Origin of the sequence: Herminiimonas arsenitoxidans, assembly GCF_900130075.1 — a bacterium.
Taxonomy (GTDB): domain Bacteria; phylum Pseudomonadota; class Gammaproteobacteria; order Burkholderiales; family Burkholderiaceae_D; genus Oxalicibacterium; species Oxalicibacterium arsenitoxidans.
Genome location: NZ_LT671418.1, coordinates 2,579,623 through 2,597,714, shown reverse-complemented (window position 1 = coordinate 2,597,714; position 18,092 = coordinate 2,579,623). Strand labels below are relative to the sequence as shown.

The 18,092-nt window shown below is 54.4% G+C and carries 17 protein-coding genes; 15 read left to right on the top strand and 2 right to left on the bottom strand.

Annotated features, from left to right (window positions below):
* Positions 1-197: 197 nt before the first annotated feature.
* Together BQ6873_RS12270 and cphA are read left to right on the top strand one after the other, a co-directional pair.
* On the top strand, positions 198-2,369 hold the full coding sequence (locus BQ6873_RS12270) for a cyanophycin synthetase (protein WP_076592900.1): 2,172 nt from the start codon (positions 198-200) through the stop codon (positions 2,367-2,369).
* A 131-nt stretch (positions 2,370-2,500) separates the two neighbouring features.
* Positions 2,501-5,065, top strand: coding sequence for a cyanophycin synthetase (gene cphA, locus BQ6873_RS12265; RefSeq protein WP_076594105.1), 2,565 nt, complete (start codon positions 2,501-2,503; stop codon positions 5,063-5,065).
* A 75-nt stretch (positions 5,066-5,140) separates the two neighbouring features.
* On the opposite strand, the gene BQ6873_RS12260 is transcribed toward cphA, so the two are convergent.
* Entirely contained in the window at positions 5,141-5,884 is a 744-nt protein-coding gene (locus tag BQ6873_RS12260) for a GntR family transcriptional regulator (protein ID WP_076594104.1), read from the bottom strand.
* Positions 5,885-6,109: 225 nt separating this feature from the next.
* Here BQ6873_RS12260 and BQ6873_RS12255 point away from each other — a divergent pair, with 225 nt between their 5' ends.
* The 8 genes from BQ6873_RS12255 (at position 6,110) to BQ6873_RS12220 (ending at position 12,645) form a co-directional block, all read left to right on the top strand.
* Entirely contained in the window at positions 6,110-6,847 is a 738-nt protein-coding gene (locus BQ6873_RS12255; protein ID WP_076592899.1) for a sulfite exporter TauE/SafE family protein, read from the top strand.
* 90 nt (positions 6,848-6,937) lie between these two features.
* Complete coding sequence (locus tag BQ6873_RS12250; RefSeq protein ID WP_076592898.1) at positions 6,938-7,951, top strand: ABC transporter substrate-binding protein; 1,014 nt, start codon at positions 6,938-6,940, stop codon at positions 7,949-7,951.
* A 28-nt stretch (positions 7,952-7,979) separates the two neighbouring features.
* Positions 7,980-8,696, top strand: a complete 717-nt coding sequence (locus BQ6873_RS12245; protein ID WP_076592897.1) for a succinate dehydrogenase/fumarate reductase iron-sulfur subunit — start codon at positions 7,980-7,982, stop codon at positions 8,694-8,696.
* On the top strand, positions 8,693-9,040 hold the full coding sequence (locus BQ6873_RS12240) for a succinate dehydrogenase (protein WP_076592896.1): 348 nt from the start codon (positions 8,693-8,695) through the stop codon (positions 9,038-9,040). The genes BQ6873_RS12245 and BQ6873_RS12240 overlap by 4 nt, the downstream gene beginning before the upstream one ends.
* A complete protein-coding gene (gene sdhC, locus BQ6873_RS12235; RefSeq protein WP_076592895.1) occupies positions 9,037-9,393 on the top strand; it encodes a succinate dehydrogenase, cytochrome b556 subunit in 357 nt (118 codons plus the stop codon). Before BQ6873_RS12240 ends, sdhC begins: the two co-directional genes overlap by 4 nt.
* 20 nt (positions 9,394-9,413) lie before the next feature.
* Positions 9,414-10,289, top strand: coding sequence for a fumarate hydratase (locus BQ6873_RS12230; protein ID WP_076592894.1), 876 nt, complete (start codon positions 9,414-9,416; stop codon positions 10,287-10,289).
* A gap of 2 nt (positions 10,290-10,291) precedes the next feature.
* A complete protein-coding gene (locus tag BQ6873_RS12225; RefSeq protein WP_076592893.1) occupies positions 10,292-10,906 on the top strand; it encodes a fumarate hydratase C-terminal domain-containing protein in 615 nt (204 codons plus the stop codon).
* Complete coding sequence (locus tag BQ6873_RS12220; RefSeq protein ID WP_076592892.1) at positions 10,903-12,645, top strand: L-aspartate oxidase; 1,743 nt, start codon at positions 10,903-10,905, stop codon at positions 12,643-12,645. Before BQ6873_RS12225 ends, BQ6873_RS12220 begins: the two co-directional genes overlap by 4 nt.
* Positions 12,646-12,699: 54 nt before the next feature.
* On the opposite strand, the gene BQ6873_RS12215 is transcribed toward BQ6873_RS12220, so the two are convergent.
* Positions 12,700-13,446, bottom strand: coding sequence for a GntR family transcriptional regulator (locus BQ6873_RS12215; RefSeq protein WP_083664458.1), 747 nt, complete (start codon positions 13,444-13,446; stop codon positions 12,700-12,702).
* Positions 13,447-13,649: 203 nt separating this feature from the next.
* On the opposite strand from BQ6873_RS12215, the gene BQ6873_RS12210 reads away from it, so the two are divergent.
* From BQ6873_RS12210 to BQ6873_RS12190, 5 genes are all read left to right on the top strand, one after another.
* Entirely contained in the window at positions 13,650-13,931 is a 282-nt protein-coding gene (locus BQ6873_RS12210) for a UxaA family hydrolase (protein ID WP_076592890.1), read from the top strand.
* A gap of 126 nt (positions 13,932-14,057) precedes the next feature.
* On the top strand, positions 14,058-15,227 hold the full coding sequence (locus BQ6873_RS12205) for a UxaA family hydrolase (RefSeq protein ID WP_076592889.1): 1,170 nt from the start codon (positions 14,058-14,060) through the stop codon (positions 15,225-15,227).
* A 179-nt stretch (positions 15,228-15,406) separates the two neighbouring features.
* Positions 15,407-16,195: an ABC transporter ATP-binding protein gene (locus tag BQ6873_RS12200; protein ID WP_076592888.1), complete on the top strand. Its 789-nt coding sequence runs from the start codon at positions 15,407-15,409 to the stop codon at positions 16,193-16,195.
* The gene (locus tag BQ6873_RS12195; protein WP_076592887.1) at positions 16,188-17,114 is read left to right on the top strand and encodes an ABC transporter permease; all 927 of its coding nucleotides are present in this window, start codon (positions 16,188-16,190) and stop codon (positions 17,112-17,114) included. The genes BQ6873_RS12200 and BQ6873_RS12195 overlap by 8 nt, the downstream gene beginning before the upstream one ends.
* Positions 17,111-18,064: a hydroxyacid dehydrogenase gene (locus BQ6873_RS12190; protein ID WP_269457241.1), complete on the top strand. Its 954-nt coding sequence runs from the start codon at positions 17,111-17,113 to the stop codon at positions 18,062-18,064. Before BQ6873_RS12195 ends, BQ6873_RS12190 begins: the two co-directional genes overlap by 4 nt.
* Positions 18,065-18,092 lie beyond the last annotated feature (28 nt).

The following is an 18,092-nucleotide window of genomic DNA, read 5'->3' as shown; positions in this document are numbered from 1 at the left end:
TCATTGAACTTGCAACCAGAATATCTGGTTTTATCTCAAATTGGCGGCCAGTATATCTAAACGGACCCGACTTGTTTGCCGTATTCAAGCGCGCGCGAAATATAATCCATAAATAAGTAAACCAAAAAACCGCCAGCGCGTTACAGCTATTTTAGCCATTCGATTTTTGGCTTTCCCATACAGATTTCCCATTACAAATGAACAACAAAACCATCGATATTATCGATGTGCTCAGTCTACGCGGACCAAATATCTGGACCTATCGCCCAGTAATCGAGGCGTGGGTGGATATTGGCGATCTGGAAGACTCGCCGTCCAACACCATCCCCGGCTTCTATGAGCGCCTGACCGCCTGGCTGCCTAGCTTGGTCGAACATCACTGTGGCGTCGGCGTACACGGCGGCTTTTTGATGCGCTTGCGCGAAGGCACCTGGCCTGGTCACATCATGGAACACGTGATGATAGAACTGCAAAACCTTGCCGGCATGCAAAGCGGTTTCGGCAAGGCGCGGGAAACCTCCAAACGCGGTGTTTACAAAGTTGTCGTTCGTGCACGCCACGAAGAAGTCAGCCGCGCCGCGCTCGTTGCCGCGCGCGATCTGGTCATGGCCGCGATTGAAGATCGTCCTTACGATGTTCAAGGCGCAGTCAACAATTTGCGCGACATTTTGGAATCTGTTGCTCTCGGACCAAGTACCGGCTGTATCGTCGATGCAGCAACCGACCGTCGCATCCCATCGATGCGCCTGAACGATGGCAATCTGGTGCAACTTGGTCACGGCGCGAAACAACGCCGTATCTGGACCGCAGAAACCGATCAGACCAGCGCCATTGCAGAAACCATTTCCAGTGACAAAGAATTAACTAAAACGCTGCTGCAATCCTGCGGCGTACCGGTGCCGGAAGGCCGCATCGTCAATAGCGTCGCCGACGCTTGGGATGCTGCCGAGAGCATAGGCTTGCCAGTCGTCATCAAACCGCTGGACGGCAATCATGGCCGCGGTGTCTCGACCAATCTGCGCACACTGCCCGATATCGAAGCCGCCTTCTTGCTCGCAGAACAAGAAAGCAGCGACGTCATCGTCGAGCGTTTTGTCCTCGGTAACGAACATCGCTTGCTAATCATAGGCGGCAAACTGGTCGCTGCCGCACGCGGTGAAGAAGCATCCGTTGTGGCCGATGGCATCTCGAATATTTCCGAATTGATCAACAGCCAGCTCAACAGCGACCCACGTCGCGGCAGCAGCGAAGATTGCCCGCTTAATCTGATTCTGATCGATGAAGCCGATGATCCACGCGTAGTTCTGCTGGAACTGGCGCGCCAAGGTTACACCACCGAATCCATCCCGCCGGCCGGCGAAAAAATTCTTGTGCAGCGCAATGGAAACGTTGCCTTCGACGTCACCGATCAAGTTCATCCTAGCGTAGCTGCAGCCGCATCATTGGCCGCACGCATCGTCGGACTGGATATTGCCGGCGTCGATTTGGTCGCTCAAGACATTTCTCGCCCATTGGAAGAACAAGGCGGCGCGATCGTCGAAGTCAACGCCGGCCCAGGTTTGTTGATGCATCTGAAACCAGCCGACGGCCCGGCGCGCCCGGTTGGACGCGCGATCGTCGATCACCTGTTTGCAGAAAATGAAAGCGGCCGTATACCTATCGTCGGCGTCACCGGCTCGCACGACACCACTGCGGTATCGCGTCTGATCGCCTGGTTGCTGCATTTGCAAGGCACGTATGTCGGCTTGGCATGCAAGGACGGCTTGTTCCTGCGTCAACGTCATGTCTTGAAAAAATCCAGCGACAACTGGGATGCATCGCGTCAGGTCTTGATGAACCGCATGGTGGAAACTGCCGTCTTTGAAAACAGCAGCAAGACTATTCTGTCCGAAGGTCTGGCCTACGACTGGTGCCAGGTTGGCGTCGTCACGAATATCGATCCGGCCGACAAACTGCCTGAGTTCTATATTGAAGATGCGGATCAGATGAGCCGTGTCGTGCGTACGCAGATCGATGTTGTGTTGCCGACTGGCGTTGCAGTATTGAATGCAGCCGATCCGCGCGTGGTTGAACTGGCGCCTCTTTGCGATGGCAGCGTGATTTTCTTCGCTGCATCAGCCAGTACTGCTGCGATCGTCACCCATCTGGAACAAGGTCAACGTGCTGTTTTCTTGCGCGACGGTCATATTGTTCTGGCATCCGACAAAGAAGAAATCCTGATCGGCAACGCCGTGCAGGATAAATCAGCCCTGAATATCGAAACTGTATTAGCCGCCATTGCAGCTGCATGGGCACTTGGCGTCAGCCCCGACTTGATGCGTGTCGGGATTGAGTCGTTTGAACCAACCGATGCGGTCATCGCCGCCTGATAGCCATGAGTACTGTTTTCGCTTATCACAAGAACAAAGAGACCGATGCGGTTTACACTGCTGCATCAAATAACAAAGTGCCACGCCGCGCCAAAGCACGGCAGACTGCTGCGCCAAGAAGGAAGATGTCCATGGAAATATCTCGCGTTCGCGCCCTGCGTGGCCCCAATCTCTGGAGCCGGCACACGTCGATCGAAGCCATTGTGTCGTGCAATGAATCGGAAAAAGACATTGCCGCTATCCCCGGTTTCGAAGACCGCCTACGCGCTCGCTTCCCCGGCATCAAATTCATCGAAAGCGCGCGCCCGAAACAAGCGTTCTCGATGGCCGACGTGCTCGAATTCGCAGCGCTCGGTCTGCAAGCGCAAGCTGGTTGCCCTGTCACCTTCAGCCGCACGATAGAAACCGTCGAAAAAGACACTTATCAAGTCGTCGTCGAATACACCGAAGAAGCCGTCGGCCGCCTCGCCTTTGAACTGGCACAAGAACTGTGCCGCGCTGCCGTAGAAGATACGCTGTTCAATCTGGCAACCGCATTGGCCAGTCTGCGCGAACTCGATGAAGACATCCGCCTCGGACCTAGCACCGGCTCTATCGTCGATGCAGCCGTAGCACGCGGTATTCCTTATCGCCGCTTGACCGAAGGCAGCATGGTGCAGTTCGGCTGGGGCAGCAAACAGTTGCGCATCCAAGCTGCGGAAACCGGATTCACCAGCGCCATCGCAGAATCAATCGCGCAAGACAAGGAAATGACCAAGCTGCTATTAAATGCAGCTGGCGTGCCAGTCCCGGATGGTCGCTCGGTCACAACTGCAGAAGATGCATGGAATGCTGCAACAGAAATCGGCGCCGCTGTCGTCATCAAGCCGCGTGACGGCAATCAGGGCAAAGGCGTTTCCGTCAACCTGAAAACCCGCGAAGAAATCGAAGCAGGCTTTGCCGCCGCACAAATTATTTGCGACGACGTCGTGATCGAACGCTATATCTCGGGACAGGATTACCGCTTCCTCGTCGTTGGTAAACAGCTGATCGCTGCAGCTCGCCGCACTCCGCCGGAAGTCATCGGCGATGGCGTACAAACGATTCAGCAATTGATCGATCAGGTTAATCTCGATCCGCTGCGCGGTGATGGTCATGCGACTCCGCTGACCAAAATCAAAGTCGACAACACCACGCTGGCAACACTGGAAAAGCAAAATTACGTCTTGGCGAGTATTCCAGCCAAAGGCTCACCAGTCCTGTTGCGCAATAACGCCAATCTGAGCACCGGTGGCATTGCGACTGACGTCACCGACGACGTGCATCCAGAACTGGCTGCACGTGTCGTTGAAGCAGCACAAATGATAGGCCTCGATATCTGCGGCGTGGATCTGGTATGCGAAAACGTCCACAACACGCTGGAAGAACAAGGCGGTGGCGTAGTTGAAGTCAATGCCGCACCAGGCTTGCGCATGCACATCAAGCCATCGTTCGGCAAAGGCCGTCCGGTAGGCGAAGCCATCATTTCCACCATGTTTGCCGAAGGCGACGATGGTCGCATTCCAGTCGTCGCAGTCGCTGGCACCAATGGCAAGACCACGACCGTGCGCTTGATCGCGCATATCCTGCAAGCCAATAAATATCGTGTCGGCATGACCAGCACTGATGGCGTGTATATCGAAAATCAGCGCATAGACACTGGCGATTGCAGCGGTCCACGCAGCGCACGCAATGTCTTGATGCACCCAGACGTCGATGCTGCCGTGCTTGAAACAGCACGTGGTGGCGTCTTGCGTGAAGGCCTCGGCTTTGATCGTTGCAACGTAGCAGTCGTCACCAACATCGGCGTCGGCGATCACCTCGGCTTGAATTTCATTTCCACCGTAGAAGATCTGGCTGTCGTCAAACGCGTCATCGTACAAAACGTCGCGCCTAACGGCACCGCCGTTTTGAACGCGGCAGATCCTATGGTCGCGAACATGGCGAGCAGCTGCACAGGCAGCGTCACTTTCTTCGCACAAGACAGCAATCACGCCGTCCTCGCAACACATCGTGCGCAAGGCAATCGCGTCATTTATCAAGATGGTGCGACTATCGTGGCATCGGAAGGCAAGTTCGAACACCGCATTCAATTGGCCGACATTCCTATTACGCACAATGGCACGATCGGCTTCCAAATCGAAAACGCGATGGCGGCAGTTGGTGCAGCATGGGGACTTGGGCTGGATTGGAACGTGGTTCTCGAAGGTCTGCGCACTTTCCAGAATAGCGCGAGCACCACACCAGGTCGCTTCAACATCTTCTCGCATCGCGGCGCAACCGTGATCGCTGACTACGGCCACAATCCAGATGCCATCGAAGCATTAGCACGCGCAGTAGAAGGCATGCCATCGAAACGCCGCATGGTAGTCATCAGCGGTGCCGGTGACCGACGCGATGAAGATCTGCGCCGTCAAACACAAATTCTCGGCGACGTATTTGACGATGTCATCCTGTATGAAGACCAATGCCAACGTGGCCGCGCTGATGGCGAAGTATTAGGCCTGTTGCGCGAAGGTTTGGCCAAGGCCAAGCGTACCAAATTCACGCAGGAAATCCAGGGTGAATTCCTTGCCATTGATACTGCATTGGCAAAACTGGAAGCAGGTGATTTATGTCTGATTCTGGTTGATCAGGTGGAAGAAGCGCTGGCGCATATAGCCTCACGTGTAGCGTAATTCTGAAAAACAAAAAGCCAGCGCAAAGCTGGCTTTTTTATTAGAGAGACCTAATTAGAACTTGTAGCACAAGCGCTAAGAATAATGCGCAGCCTGCGCCATATATTCATGATGTTCCGTATTGATATGCGAAATCCGCCATTCGACCGGCTGGTCGTCGTAGGAGTAAGCCACCCGCCGTACTTCCAGCAAGGGCGCACCTATCGCTATGTGTAGCAAGTCAGCATAGCGTGCATCGGCACTAACCGCGCGCAAGCGCTCTTCAATCCGAATGATGCTGATGCCGAAGCGCACCTGATACAAGCTGTACAAAGTATTGGGGCGATTGCGCAGCAAGGCTTCCGTCAGACCAACGAACAATAAATCCGGCACCGTGATGTCATCAACGATCACTGGCGCACCTTGCAGACTCAGGACATTGGTGAATTCATAGACCTTGTTGCCAAGCTGACGTAGCTTTTGCGCTGCCAGCGCTCCTGCTTTCTTTTTCGCGAATGCGATCAACTCCAACTGCGGGTAGGTCTTGGTGCCGTCATGGTTCACCACATTGAAGAAACGGAACATCTGCTGTTCGCGGTTGTGCATGGAGACGAAAGTGCCGCGACCTTGATGTCGTATCAAAATGCTTTCAGCAACCAGTTCGTCTATTGCCTTGCGCAGAGTCCCAATCGATACGGAGAACAATTCGCATAATTTCTTCTCGGCCGGAATCGCCTCTCCGGGCTTCCACTCGCCTGCCGCAAGCGCACGCAGCACACGACGTTTGACCTCTTTATAGAGGGTGGTTCCTACGGTAGTGGAGTGATCGAATTCAAGCATATTTGTCGATTGTGTCGATGTTGAGCGTGAGTAGATCTGCTGTGCGGCGCACAAAAAGGAGTCTTGTGTGGAATTGATAATAGCACCGGAAATAAGAAAGTGATACATGTCATATAGTTGACATTGATGATTATGCGGCCTACAGTCGTGTCCAACATGTAAACGTAGCTTGCTGGTTGTTGCCGGCGGCTGTCAGATCGACATCGGTGCCTGCAAACTAATGAGATGACATTTCAATTCGGCGTGGTTTTGTTGGGCGCGATGTTGGCGGCGATCGTGTCAGGTAGTAGCGGTTTTGCCTTTGCGCTGATTGCTTCTGCGGTCTGGATGCATGTGCTGGCACCGAGCGAAGTTGTCCCTTTGGTGGTCGCTTGTTCGCTTTTGGTTAATCTGGTGATGGCGTGGCAGCTACGCCACTCGATCAAGCTGGAGCTGTTGTGGCCATTTCTGGCAGGTGCCATGGTTGGTGTGCCGATAGGTGTGGCCGCGCTGCATAGTCTGGATGGAAAAATGGTGCGACAAGGTGTGGGCGTACTGCTGATTCTGTATAGCGCTTACATGTTCTTGCAGCCCAAGATGCCGGTGGTTCGCCTGGCATCGCTCACCGGCAAGATTGCCGATGGCGCAGTGGGCATGTTGGGTGGCTTCATGGGCGGTGCGACCAGCCTCAATGGCATATTTCCAACCTTGTGGTGCGGTTTGCGCGGTTGGACCAAGTCGGAGCAACGCGGTGTGTTCCAACCTTATATTTTGATCGTGCATGCAACGACACTGATATGGATGGGAGGCGCTGGTGAACTCAATCGGCAAACCGGCATGAATATTTTGCTGTGCGTGCCGGCCTTGTTGATAGGTAGTTGGGTGGGACTGCGCTTGTTCCATCACGTCAGCGAAAAGGGATTCCGGAAATTGATGCTTGGCTTGTTCTTCCTGTCCGGTTTGGCTTTGGTAGTTTCTCGATGAAAGGTTGTTCTGTAGTTACGCGATAGTCCATTAGAAAAAAACTTAACGATTCAGTTTTTGTTTCAAATAAATCAAAAACGAGGAGATGTCATGAAATTTCGCACATTCAGTCTACGGGCGCTAATTGGTTCATGTTTTTTAATGGGGGCGATCGCTAACGTATCCGCCGAGGTCAATAAAATCGGGATCGCGCAGCAATACGGCATCAGCTACCTGCCGCTCATGATCATGGAAGAGAACAAGCTGCTGGAGAAAGAAGCAAAGGAAGCCGGCTTGGGCGACATCAAGGTGAACTGGGCCAAGTTCGCCGGTGGTAACGTCATGAACGATGCTTTGCTGTCAGGCGATCTGCAATTTGCTTCCGGCGGCTTGGGACCATTCATCACTTTGTGGGCCAAGACCAAGGACAACATCGGCGTCAGAGCAGTCGCCGCGATGAATTCCATGCCGCTCTACTTGAATACGCGCAATCCTGATATCAAGACGCTGAAAGACTTTACCGATAAAGACAAAATTGCATTGCCGGCCGTCAAAGTATCGATCCAGGCCATCACATTGCAAATGGCTGCAGAGAAAGCATTCGGTCCAGGTCAGGAAAATCGTCTCGACAAATACACCGTAACGCAATCGCATCCTGACGGCATGGCCGCTATGTTGTCCGGCAGCAGCGAAATCAATAGTCACTTCACTTCGCCACCATTCCAATACATAGAACTGGATAAGCCCGGCATCCGTACCATCGTCAATTCATATGACGTCACTGGTGGGCCACATACATTTAACGTGGTGTGGGCCAGCAAAAAATTCGTCGATGCGAATCCAAAAACCTATGCCGCATTCCTGAAAGCATTCGATACATCGATAGCCATGATCAACAAGGATAGAAAAGCTGCTGCGGAATTTTATATTCGCGTGAGCAAATCCAAAGAGAGCGTGGAATCCATCGAGAAAATGCTCAACGATCCGAATATCGAGTTCACCACTACACCGAAGAACACCATGAAATATGCTGATTTCATGAACCGTATCGGCATGGTGAAAGTGAAACCGGCATCGTGGAAAGACATGTTCTTCCCGAATATGTACAACCTGCCTGGCAGCTGATCCATCACTCTATTCAAACGGAACTCAGATGACGACAAGTCTCAAGGTCAAGGTCTGGCGCGGCAAGCAGGACGGTGCTTTTGTCAGCTATGAAGTGCCACGGCGCGAGAGCCAGACCGTGCTGGATGTAGTGACCTATATCCAGCGCCATCTCGATAGCACATTGAGCTATCGCTTCTCCTGCAGGGTTGGCATGTGCGGTTCATGCGCGATGACAGTCAACGGCGTCGCGCGCTGGACCTGCCGTACGCACGTATCAAAAGTGAGCAGCAATGGCGAACTGGAAATCGCGCCCTTGTCCAACCTGCCGGTGGTGAAAGATCTGGCCACCGACATGAGTGAATTCTTCGATAAATGGGCGCGCGGCAAAGGCCAGTTCAAGGGCACACGCACACGTCATGAGGAATTCGCCAGTGTCGACCCGGCATCCAAGGCACGTGTCGCGGCCAGCGCCGGGATCGAATGCATAGGTTGCGGCGTCTGTTATGCCTCATGCGATGTGGTGACGTGGCGGCCGGCTTTTCTTGGCCCTGCAGCACTGAACCGCGCCTGGACCTTGGTCAACGATGTACGCGATGCCAATCAGGAAGAACGGCTGCGTGCAGTCGCAGGTGATGCCGGTTGTCATGCCTGTCATACGCAAGGTTCATGTACGCAACGTTGTCCGAAACAGATCGCACCGACGGCTGGCATTGCAGGTCTGAAACGCCTTACGGCACGTGCGGCACTGCGAGGCAAATTATGAGCAGCATCGCAACGCAACAAGCACGTGCGTGGTATGTGCAACGCATCAGCGCAATGGTGCTGGCACTCTGCGTTATCGTGCATATCGGCATCATCATGTATGCGGTACGCGGTGGTCTGAGCGGTAGCGAAATTCTGGAACGCACACGCGGCAGTTTGGCATTTGGCTTGTTCTACAGCGTCTTTGTACTGGCTTGTGCAGCGCATGTACCAGTCGGCTTGGCCAACATCGCACAGGAATGGCTGGGCTGGGGTGCAGGTCCGGCGCGCGTCCTGTCACTCTTGGCCGGACTGCTGATACTGCTGATGGGATGGTGTGCAGTCTATGGAGTAACACTGTCATGAAACGTAGCAACGATTACCGCGCCAGATCGCATCCGGCTTACTGGGCTTTTCTCGTACATCGTTTATCGGGGTTGATACTGGCCTTGTTCCTGCCGCTGCACTTCTTGGCACTGAGCCAGGCGATACGCGGCGAAGCCGAACTCAATGCCTTCATCCGTCTTGCTGATCAACCTTTGTTCAAATTCGGTGAATGGGGTTTGGTCGTGCTGCTGTCACTGCACATGATGGGCGGCGTGCGCTTGCTGCTGATCGAGTTTCGCGACTGGAGTGGGACCCGCAACAATTGGATAGCCGCGGCACTCGGCGTCGGCTTGGCAACCGGATTGGCATTTGCACTTGCCCTTATTAGTTAATACAGACAGGAACGGACACCGTGAAAATCGACCTGAAGTTAGTTGAAGAGACGGCCAAGGAGTTGTATATCCGCGCCCTCAAAATTCTTCCACCCGATATCAAAAGTGGTTTGTCGGAGCTGGTGAAACATGAGACCGCACCCAGCGCAAAAAACATACTGGCGACGATGGTCACCAATATCAACGTCGCTGAAGCACAAGACAATCTGCTGTGCCAGGACACTGGCGTACCGATTTACAAGATCACCATTGGCAGCGGCGTCGAAGTCGATGGCTACGCATTGAAACAAGCGATACGCACCGGTTGCGAACGCGCCACGCGCGAACATCCGCTGCGCTCCTCCGTCGTACACCCACTTACGCGCAAAAACGAACATACATCGTGCGGCATAGAAATCCCTGCAATCAGCATCGATTTTTCGCCGACGCCGAATGTGATGACGATACTGATGATTCCGAAAGGCAGCGGCTCCGAAAACAATTCCTTCCTGAAGATGGCAATCCCGGCAGAAGGCATAGATGCGATCAAGAAATTCACCGTCGATTGCGTGCTGGCAGCGGGTGGCAAAACTTGTCCGCCAACTATCGTCGGTGTCGGCATCGGCGGCACTTCCGAGTTGTGCGTGGCGCTGGCCAAGCGTGCATCCACTCGTGCACTTGGCACGCACTGCGCCGATCCGGCAGGCGCAGAATTGGAGCAGCAACTGTCCGCCGCCATCAATGGACTGGGCGTCGGCCCGCAAGGATTGGGCGGTGACTCCACTGCATTTGCCGTGCATATCGAACTGGCGGCGACGCACATCACGATGAACCCGGTCGCGGTCAATATGCAATGTCATTCCGCGCGACGGGCGACGGCAACCTTCACGCCAGACGGCGTGGCTTACGGATTCTGATCATGGCCCATTACGAACTCAGCACGCCAGTGAGCGAAGCGCAGATTCGACAATTGCGCATCAACGATACGGTCACCTTGCAGCAAACGCTGTTCGGCATACGCGACGCCACCCAGATCCACATGTTCGATCGCGGCCGCACTACCCGCTTCGACTTGAACGGTCATGCGGTGATACATACCGCGCCGAATGTGAAGAAGGTCGAGCCCAGCGACACTTACCCCGCTGGTTATCAACCGATCTGCATAGGCACTACCACCTCGGATCGGATGGAGCGCTTCACACGTCCTCTCATGACCAAGAACGGCGTGCGCATCATCATCGGCAAAGGCGGTATGCGTGAAGATTCACTGGCAGCGTTCGGTGAACTCGGCGGCGTGTATCTGGCCATCGTCGGCGGTACGGCAGCCTTGGAAACCACCTGGATCACACAGATCGAAGACGTCGATCTGGATGATCTGAATCCAGAATCATTATGGAAATTCCGCATCGCCAATTTCGGTCCCTTGCTGGTAGCGATGGATAGTCATGGCGGCAGTTTGTACAACGACATCAACAAGGGTATGCAAGCGCGCCGCGCAGAAGTACTGGCCAGCCTTGGAGTGAAAAGCACATGAGCACCAACACCAGCATCAAGCGCGTAGTGACTGACATACTGGTACTGGGCTCAGGCGGCGCCGGTCTGTTTGCCGCATTGCATGCGCATCAAGCCAATCCGGAACTATCAATCACGGTGGCGGTAAAAGGCTTGCTCGGCAAGTCCGGCTGTACCCGCATGGTGCAAGGTGGCTACAACGTCGCCTTGGCCGAAGGTGATTCGATAGAGCGACATTTCATGGACACCATCGAAGGTGGCAAATGGCTGTCCGATCAGGATCTGGCATGGACGCTGGTGACCAAGGCAATCGAGCGCATCCATGAACTGGAGAATGAACTCGGCTGCTTCTTCGATCGCAATCCGGATGGCACCGTGCATCAGAAAGCCTTCGCTGGTCAGACTTTCGACCGCACCGTACATAAAGGCGATCTGACCGGCATTGAAATCATGAACCGGCTGGCTGAACAAATCTGGCATCGCGGCATTGACCGACTGGAAGAACATCGCGCCGTGGAATTGATCAAGACCGCAGACGGCAAATCGCTGGCCGGCGTGCTGATGATAGACATGCGTTGCGGCGAATTTGTCTTCGTGCAGGCCAAAGCCGTGTTGCTGGCAACCGGCGGCGGCCCGACCATGTATAAATTCCATACACCGTCTGGCGAAAAAAGCTGCGACGGTTTGGCCATGGCTTTGCGCGCAGGATTGCCGTTGCGCGATATGGAGATGGTGCAATTTCATCCAACCGGATTGCTGGCCGGACCAGATACGCGCATGACAGGCACCGTGCTGGAAGAAGGCTTACGCGGTGCCGGCGGCTATTTGCTCAATGGCTTGAAAGAGCGCTTCATGCAAAACTACGATCCGCGCAAGGAACGCGCCACGCGCGATATCGTATCGCGCTCGATTTATTCTGAAATGCGCGCCGGACGCACTACACCGAATGGCGGCGTGTACATCCAGATGGCGCACTTGGGACCAGAAAAAGTACGCGTGCAATTCAAAGGCATGGTCGAGCGTTGTGCCGATTGCGGATTTGATCTCGCAACTGACCTGGTGGAAGTGGTGCCAACCGCACATTACATGATGGGTGGCGTGATCTTCCGGCCTGATTGCACGACAGCACTTCATGGCCTGTTTGCCGCCGGCGAAGATACCGGCGGCGTGCACGGTGCCAACCGTCTGGGCGGCAATGGTGTGGCCAACTCTACTGTGTTTGGCGGCATTGCTGGCGAATCGATGGCGGCATGGCTGCTCAACAACAATGAATTGCGCGAACCCGATATCGCCGCAATCGAACAAAGTATTACGGCGCATCGCGCACCATTCGGCAATCCGATAGGCAATCTGCAAGCCTTGCGTGAAGCGCTGTACGAATGCATGTGGGAAGACGTCGGCATCTTGCGTACCGCAGAAGGTTTGCGGCGCGGGATAGCGAAGCTGGCGGAGTTGGATCGCGAATTATTGACTATCGGCGTGGCCGACGATGATCCTGCATTCAATATGACCTGGCATGACTGGATGAATCTGCGTAGCTTGCTGGCCGTAAGTCGCGTGATTGCGACCGCGGCGCTGGCACGTGAAGATTCGCGCGGTGCGCACTTCCGCGAAGATGCACCGCAGACTAGTGCATTGGCAACTTCTGCTTATACGGTGGTGAAGCAAGATGGTGATGCGCTGACAGTAACGACGCAGGCAGTGAATTTTGTACGGGTTAAACCGGGCGAGACTTTGATAGTCGAGACAGAAAACGCTTGATAGCGATGCTGATCGCTTGGTCTTAGAACCTGAAAGCGATCAGCGCTGTGACAATTACTGCGCAGTCGGTGCCACGTATTCGTGCTTCTCGGTATTAATGTACGAGATGCGCCATTCGATAGGCTGATCGTCGTATGAAAGCGCCACGCGCCGTACTTCCAGTATCGGTGCACCAACCTTGATACCCAGCAGAGTCGCGTGCTTCTCATTGGCTATGCCTGCACGCAAGCGCTCTTCCGTACGAATAATGCTGATGCCGAAATCGATCTGATACAGGTTGTAGAGCGTATTGGGACGATTGCGTATCTGTTCTTCAGTCAGGCTGGCAAACCTTGCTTCCGACAAGACGATGTCATCAACAATCACAGGCTGCTCTTGCAGATACAACAGATTGGTAAACGCAATTACCTTGTCCGTCGTCGGCAAATGCAGTTTTTCCGCCGCCACCTTATCGGCACGCCGTTTGGAAAATGTGATCAGCGATAGTTGCGGGTAAGTTTTGTTGCCGGCGTGATCAGTCACATTAAAAAAGCGAAACATCTGCTGCGCACGATTGTGTTGCGCAACGTAAGTACCCCGTCCCTGATGTCGAATCAGTATGTTTTCCGCCACCAACTCGTCTATCGCCTTGCGCAACGTGCCTATCGATACCTCAAACAGCTCGCACAGTTTCTTTTCCGCAGGAATTGCCTCGCCCGGCTTCCATTCACCGGCTGCCAGCGCGCGCAGCATCTGTCGCTGCACCTCTTTATAGAGCGTGGTTCCGACGGCTGGAATGGAGGCGTTTGCTTTGATATTCATAGTCCGCAACTATAAACCATAACGCTTCGATTACACATCACGGCTACTACGCATGCGCCCTTCCACCTTCGCTTCAAAATAAATATAAGTGATATAGGTCATATAGTTGACTTGCACGAAAAGTAGTCATAGTATCGATGCATTCGATCACAGGCCAGCAGATGCCTTGCGAATACGCAAACCCAATTTAAAGGAGCGACAAAATGATTCATGTTGTTTTGCACGACGCCAAGGACACCGTTGCCGTTGCGGTCGTTGAAGGCATTAAGGCCGGCACCGAACTGACCGCTTGGATCATGGACGATGACCGCACTGTCAGCATCAAGGCACTTCAGGACATCCCGATGGGACACAAGATCGCGATGAAACCGATGGCCGTCGGCGACACCGTCTTTAAATACGGCGTCGATATCGGCAAGGTTGTGGCTGCAGCGAAGGCAGGTGAACACGCGCATGTCCACAACATTAAAACCAAACGCTGGTAGCGGTTCTGCAGAAATCTATTGCGCGACGCATCTCAGACGCGCGGTGATTTCTTCATAACCCGGCATGACGCTAGTCGTGCCAGATCAGAAAAAAACATTCATCTCAACTGAGTTCCAGAGGCCCAAATGATCACTAAAGACAGCACCTTCCTTGGCTACCGCCGCGAAAACGGTCGCGTCGGCGTACGCAACCACGTCATCATCCTGCCGCTCGACGATTTATCGAACGCCGCATGTGAAGCCGTCGCCAACAACATCAAAGGGACGATGGCGATCCCGCATCCTTATGGTCGTCTGCAATTCGGCGCCGATCTGGATTTGCATTTCCGCACCTTGATCGGTACCGGCTCCAACCCTAACGTCGCCGCAGTCGTCGTGATCGGGATCGAAGACAGCTGGACCAAGAAAATCGTCGACGGCATCGCCGCCACCGGCAAACCGGTAGTGGGCTTCGGTATCGAAGGTCATGGCGATCACGAAACCATCATGAATGCGTCGAAGAAAGCACGCGAATTCATGCAATGGGCCTCCGAAAAACAACGTGAAGTCTGCAACATCAAGGAATTGTGGGTCTCGACCAAATGCGGAGAAAGCGACACCACTTCCGGTTGCGGCGCCAATCCTACGGTCGGTGCAGCCTTCGACAAACTGCATGCGCTGGGTTCAACTCTGGTATTCGGCGAAACGTCGGAAATTACCGGCGGCGAAAGCATCCTGTCCGCACGTTGCGCCAATGATGAAGTACGCAAACAGTTCATGTTCATGTTCGATCGCTATCAAGACATGATCAATCGCCACAAGACCTCGGATCTGTCTGACTCGCAGCCTACCAAGGGCAATATCGCCGGCGGCTTGACCACCATCGAAGAAAAAGCGATGGGCAATATTCAAAAGATCGGCAAGAAGTGCACCGTCGATGGCGTGATCGACAAGGCGGAAATGCCTACGCATTCCGGCCTCTGGTTCATGGATTCGTCATCCGCTGCGGCCGAAATGGTCACGCTGTGCGCGGCTTCCGGTTTTGTCGTGCACTTCTTCCCGACAGGTCAGGGTAACGTCATCGGTAATCCGATTCTGCCTGTCATCAAGATTTGCGCCAACCCGCGTACCGTGCGTTTGATGAATGAGCATATCGATCTCGATTGCTCAGGCTTGCTGCAGCGCGAATTGACCCTAGAGCAAACCGGTGACAAATTGCTGGAGATGATGCTCAGTACCGCCAATGGTCGCCTCACCGATGCCGAAGTGTTGGGCCATCGTGAGTTCGTCCTGACGCGTTTGTACGAAAGCGCCTGATCCATGCATCCAGCGACCCGCTTATGCAGCGGGTCGTTTCGCTTTACTGAAAAGGAGAGTAGTTTCCAAAGGAGACCAACGGAGCAGTCGCAAAGACGCCCATAACAATCAGGCCGCAAGGCCACTCGTGAAGTCGACACAGAGCGGCGTGAACGGGACGATTACATAGAGGACAGACAATGAACGGATTGCCACAGCCCCTGCTGGATGTCAGAGGGGTGACACTGCAATACAAGACCAAGGAGCATCTAGTCACGGCCACTTATCGGGTCGATTTCAAGGTGTATCAATCGGATCGATTTGTCTTACTCGGCCCGTCAGGCTGCGGAAAATCGACCCTCCTCAAAGCTGTCGGTGGCTACATGATGCCTACCGAAGGCGAGATGCGACTGCACGACAAGGTCATTACCAAACCCTGGTACGACCGCATGATGGTGTTCCAGGAGTTCGACCAGTTGCCACCGTGGAAAACCGTCAAGCAAAACGTCATGTTCCCGCTGCTGGCGAGTGGCAAGCTCAAAGGCAAGGAAGCGGAAGACAAGGCGATGTATTACATCGAAAAGGTCAACCTGTCGAAATTTGCTGATCACTATCCACACATGCTGTCCGGCGGTATGAAACAGCGTGTCGCCATCGCGCGCGGCATGGCGATGGAACCGGACATCCTGCTGATGGATGAGCCGTACGCCGCACTCGATGCACTCACGCGCAAGAAGATGCAGGATGAATTGCTGCAACTGTGGGACGACACCCATTTCACCGTGCTGTTCGTCACGCACTCGATCGCCGAAGCAGTCAAGATCGGCAACCGCATTCTGCTGTTGTCGCCACATCCAGGCCAGGTCACCGCAGAACTCAATAGCACCGGCGAAGATACCGTCGATGCCGATGGCAACTGCCTGACTGAAAAAATCAACAAGATGCTGTTTGCCGAACCGGTCGAAGCAGAAGAGGTCAATCATGTCTGAAGTCTCCAGCATCCATCGTCCTGCACCTCCGCCCAAGCAGCCGGGCGTCGTGGTGCGCCTCAATGTAGAACGCCCGGAATACTATGCAAACCGGGCACCGAGTACCGAGTTCGGCGTCGTGCAAAAACCGCTGACCTCATGGGAAAAGTTATGCAACAACAGCGCTGCACGCAAAATCGGCATTCTGATAACGCTGGCAGTGATCTGGGAGGTCTACGCTCGGATCTTGAATAATGCGTTGCTGTTCCCAACACTGACAGCGACGATAGAAGCACTGGTCGAAGGCATCATCTCAGGCGGTCTGCTCGGCAAGGTCTGGTTTTCAATCAAGATCTTGTTGATGGGATATGGCGCCGGACTGTTGCTGGCGGCATTGCTGACCGTCTTTGCGATCACCTCGCGCATCGGCCGCGACTTCCTCGAAACACTGACTTCAATGTTCAATCCCTTGCCGGCGATTGCGCTGCTGCCTTTGTCCCTGTTGTGGTTTGGTTTGGGTACCGGCAGTCTGGTCTTCGTGCTGATCCACTCGGTTGTATGGGCGGTGGCATTAAATACACATTCCGGCTTTCAATCCGTCAGCACCACCTTGCGCATGGTCGGCCACAACTATGGCTTGAGCGGCTTGCGCTATGTGTTCCAGATTCTGATTCCTGCAGCGTTCCCCAGCATCCTCACTGGCCTCAAGATCGGCTGGGCCTTTGCCTGGCGCACGCTGATTGCAGCTGAACTGGTGTTTGGCGTGAGTTCCGGTAGCGGTGGTTTGGGCTGGTTCATTTACGAGAACAAAAACCAGCTGGAAATTCCTAGCGTCTTTGCCGGCTTGCTGACTGTGATCATGATCGGCTTGTTCGTAGAGAACTTCATCTTCCGCATCATCGAACAATGCACAGTACAAAAGTGGGGGATGCAAAATTGAACGCACCACACGCAGGAGGTACACGCATCGTCATTACGGAGTTCATGGATGACACCGCCGTCGCATTGTTGGCCAGCACATTCGAGACGACTTACAAGCCCGCCTTGGTCGATGACCGCCCCGCTCTGCTCGCAATGCTGGGCAATGTAGATGCGCTGATCGTACGCAACCGCACCAAAGTCGATATCGCATTACTGGATGCGGCACCTAAGCTGCGCGTAGTCGGGCGCTTGGGCGTCGGTCTGGACAATATCGATGTGGATGCCTGCAAGGCACGTGGCATAGAAGTGTTCCCGGCGACCGGTGCCAATGCCGGCGCAGTGGCCGAGTATGTGATCGGCACGGCCATGGCATTGCTGCGCGAAGCGTATACGCGCAGTGCCGAAACTGCGGCCGGCGCATGGCCGCGCACTGCCTTGTCCAATGGTCGCGAAATCGCCGGCAAGACGCTGGGGCTGATCGGTTTTGGCGGCATCGGCCAGTTGACGGCACGCTTGGCGCAGGCATTGGGCGTCAACGTGATTGCACACGACCCCATGCTGGCATCCGATGCACCGATATGGCAACAATCCGGCGTCGCCTGCAAACGTCTGCATGAAGTGCTGGAACAAGCCGACATCGTGTCATTGCATATTCCACTCACGACCAATACGCGCAATCTGATCGGCCCCGATGCATTGGCCAGAATGAAGCAGGACGCAGTGTTGATCAATACCTCGCGCGGCGAAATCGTGGATGAGACGGCATTAGCCAGAGCCTTGCATGCGGGTCATCTGGGCGGTGCAGCGATCGATGTCTTCGCACAGGAACCGCTGCCAGCAGGGAATGCATTAGCCACTGCGCCACGACTCATTCTGACGCCACATATCGCCGGTGTAACCACTGAATCGAATACGCGCGTCAGTGCACTGATTGCGCAACGCGTGGCGGCATTTTTGCAGCAGAACTAATGATGTGACGGACTGGCGCCACGGCCTG

What these genes read in the sequence shown, in the direction of transcription:
- cphA (WP_076594105.1), top strand. Translation starts at nt 2,501, where the DNA reads ATGGAAATATCTCGCGTTCGCGCCCTGCGTGGCCCCAATCTCTGGAGC.
- BQ6873_RS12240 (WP_076592896.1), top strand. Translation starts at nt 8,693, where the DNA reads ATGAGCAGCATCGCAACGCAACAAGCACGTGCGTGGTATGTGCAACGC.
- BQ6873_RS12200 (WP_076592888.1), top strand. Translation starts at nt 15,407, where the DNA reads ATGAACGGATTGCCACAGCCCCTGCTGGATGTCAGAGGGGTGACACTG.
- BQ6873_RS12270 (WP_076592900.1), top strand. Translation starts at nt 198, where the DNA reads ATGAACAACAAAACCATCGATATTATCGATGTGCTCAGTCTACGCGGA.
- BQ6873_RS12245 (WP_076592897.1), top strand. Translation starts at nt 7,980, where the DNA reads ATGACGACAAGTCTCAAGGTCAAGGTCTGGCGCGGCAAGCAGGACGGT.
- BQ6873_RS12225 (WP_076592893.1), top strand. Translation starts at nt 10,292, where the DNA reads ATGGCCCATTACGAACTCAGCACGCCAGTGAGCGAAGCGCAGATTCGA.
- BQ6873_RS12195 (WP_076592887.1), top strand. Translation starts at nt 16,188, where the DNA reads ATGTCTGAAGTCTCCAGCATCCATCGTCCTGCACCTCCGCCCAAGCAG.
- BQ6873_RS12205 (WP_076592889.1), top strand. Translation starts at nt 14,058, where the DNA reads ATGATCACTAAAGACAGCACCTTCCTTGGCTACCGCCGCGAAAACGGT.
- BQ6873_RS12250 (WP_076592898.1), top strand. Translation starts at nt 6,938, where the DNA reads ATGAAATTTCGCACATTCAGTCTACGGGCGCTAATTGGTTCATGTTTT.
- BQ6873_RS12255 (WP_076592899.1), top strand. Translation starts at nt 6,110, where the DNA reads ATGACATTTCAATTCGGCGTGGTTTTGTTGGGCGCGATGTTGGCGGCG.
- sdhC (WP_076592895.1), top strand. Translation starts at nt 9,037, where the DNA reads ATGAAACGTAGCAACGATTACCGCGCCAGATCGCATCCGGCTTACTGG.
- BQ6873_RS12210 (WP_076592890.1), top strand. Translation starts at nt 13,650, where the DNA reads ATGATTCATGTTGTTTTGCACGACGCCAAGGACACCGTTGCCGTTGCG.
- BQ6873_RS12215 (WP_083664458.1), bottom strand. Translation starts at nt 13,446, where the DNA reads ATGAATATCAAAGCAAACGCCTCCATTCCAGCCGTCGGAACCACGCTC.
- BQ6873_RS12220 (WP_076592892.1), top strand. Translation starts at nt 10,903, where the DNA reads ATGAGCACCAACACCAGCATCAAGCGCGTAGTGACTGACATACTGGTA.
- BQ6873_RS12260 (WP_076594104.1), bottom strand. Translation starts at nt 5,884, where the DNA reads ATGCTTGAATTCGATCACTCCACTACCGTAGGAACCACCCTCTATAAA.